The sequence below is a fragment of the Candidatus Micrarchaeota archaeon genome (assembly GCA_028866575.1).
In the GTDB taxonomy this organism is placed as follows: Archaea; Micrarchaeota; Micrarchaeia; order Micrarchaeales; family Micrarchaeaceae; genus UBA12276.
The window spans coordinates 1-2,022 of sequence record JAGWHU010000033.1 but is presented as its reverse complement, the minus strand read 5'-3'; the positions used below and the strand labels follow the sequence as shown (position 1 = coordinate 2,022).

Here is a 2,022-nt window from a genome sequence, read left to right as displayed (position 1 = left end):
CGAGATTAGGAGTAACCGAGTATGTTACACTCCGTCTGGAGCCAGACAGCACCTTAAGGACCTGTCTCTGCGGGAGAACGGTGGAACCGTCTATCTAAAAGAGGTAGGATATGTGCGTGTAGCGAAGTCGGTCACCCAGCAAAACGGGTAGTGTCCAGTTTTAGTGTGTATGGCCGGTTAATGGATAATGGTTGTTAAGATAGCTGAGAATAGTGTTGGCGTAGCGCTCACCCGACTCTTGACTCTGGAAGGTGGAGTCAAACCCCTTCATCCGGCGTCTGACTTCCCGAAACTCCCGCTCCATGACGTTGGTGGTTCGAAGTGAGCTCCACTGCGTTTCCGGAAACTGAAAGTAGGTAAAGCAATACTCCAGGTTAAACCGGAGGCTAGCCATTGCCTTCTCTTGGGAAGTAAACCACTTCTTGACCACGGCTTTGGCGGTGGCAGTTGCCTCTTGCTTGCTTCGACTGGCGAAGATGGCTTTGAGATCGTCCGCTACCGCTTGTTTGTGTTGGTAGCTGGTCACTCTTAGTACATTTCTAATCTTATGAACAATACAGAGCTGGATGGGGATCGTGGGGTAAATCTCTCCGACCGCTGCCTTAATCCCGGGGGCGTCATCACAGATTGCCAGTTTCAAGTTTCTACCCCTGAGGCCTCGCTCCTTGATATTCTCGAGAAGCTCCCGACAACTGGTGGTATCTTCTTTTCGAGCGAGGGTAAAGCCGACAACCTTTCGGCTGCCGTCTGGTCGCACTCCTAAGGCGCACAGCAAAACTGACCGGTTGTCGTCCCAGCCGTAGCCTTTGGTTTTCTCCCAGATCCCGTCAATGAGGAGATACTCAAACTGGTCATCCAAGGGCTGGCGGTTTATCTGGAATTCTTCCTGCTCGGCCAGCTCTTTGTGAATAGCTCCTACCCGGGTTTTGGAGAGCGGGGCTTTGAGGCAGACTTTGGCAATCTCGGCAATTTTACGCTGGGAGATTCCCAGTAAGTGCATTTGGGCAATTAATGCTTCAAACTTTTCTTTTTCTTCGTCAAATACCCCGGTTGCTTTGAGGGAAAGTTCGGGTACGCTTTCCCGGAACCGGGGAATCGGCACGTCGTCGATCCGTCCCCAGGTAGAGGTGAGGTTTCTCCCGTAGGTCCCGTTAAAGGAGAGCTTTTCGTGAAACTCAGCCCTGAAGCTTTCCATTTCCGCCTTTACCATGGTTTTGACGGTTACCCGGATCATCTGCTTTAACGAGTCGGTAAAACTAATCTCTAAAAACTTCTGTAATTCCCGGTCGTCTTCAAATACCGGGAGTCGTTTAATTTTGCTAGACTGGCTCTGGGTAGGTGCCATAGAGATTCTCCTTTTGTTAGGGGTAAGTACAACTCTATTGTACCTGCCCTTTTTCTATGGCCTTACACACTGAAATGGTACACTACCCTTCTCCAGACGGGTGGTGATGTCCGTTATCATTTTATACAAGTCGTATCCTCGATTGATGACGGAAAGGGTTTGCATAGATATTTCGTTAGGGTTGCTGTGGAGGAGTTGGTACCGGTTCAGGCAGGGGAAAAAGCGTTCCCGCGATCTGGAGCGTTTCGAGTTCGGCCTGGAAGGAGAACTACGGAGCCTGGCTAGGGAACTGGCTTCGGGAAGGTATATCCCCAGTCCGTACCGTACTTTTATTGTAGCGGATAATAAGCGGAGGGAAATATCCGTTGCCGCTGTGCGCGATCGGGTAGTCCATCGGCTTCTGTACGATTATCTGGTGCCTCTGTATGACCCGACTTTCGTCTTCGACGTCTGGTCCTGCCGGGCAGGCAAGGGTCTGGTCGGCGCGATAGAGCGTACGCAGGAACTGCTGCGCCGCCACCGCAGCGGCTATGTCTGGAGGTCCGATATCACCAAATTCTTCGACCACGTCGACCGTGCCGTTTTGCTTGGGTTGATCACTCGCCGGGTAACCGACGAAAAATGTTTCCAGCTGCTCAGGACGGTCATTTCCGGCTACCCCTATCTATTCCGTCGGG

The 2,022-nt window shown here is 51.7% G+C and carries 2 protein-coding genes; one reads left to right on the top strand and one right to left on the bottom strand.

Annotated features, from left to right (window positions below; all coding sequences use genetic code 11):
* Positions 1-160: 160 nt before the first annotated feature.
* Positions 161-1,345: an IS256 family transposase gene (locus tag KGI06_06230; GenBank protein ID MDE1871806.1), complete on the bottom strand. Its 1,185-nt coding sequence runs from the start codon at positions 1,343-1,345 to the stop codon at positions 161-163.
* Positions 1,346-1,490: 145 nt separating this feature from the next.
* On the opposite strand from KGI06_06230, the gene KGI06_06225 reads away from it, so the two are divergent.
* Positions 1,491-2,022, top strand: a 532-nt coding sequence (locus KGI06_06225; protein ID MDE1871805.1) for a hypothetical protein, incomplete at its 3' end; no start/stop codon positions are given.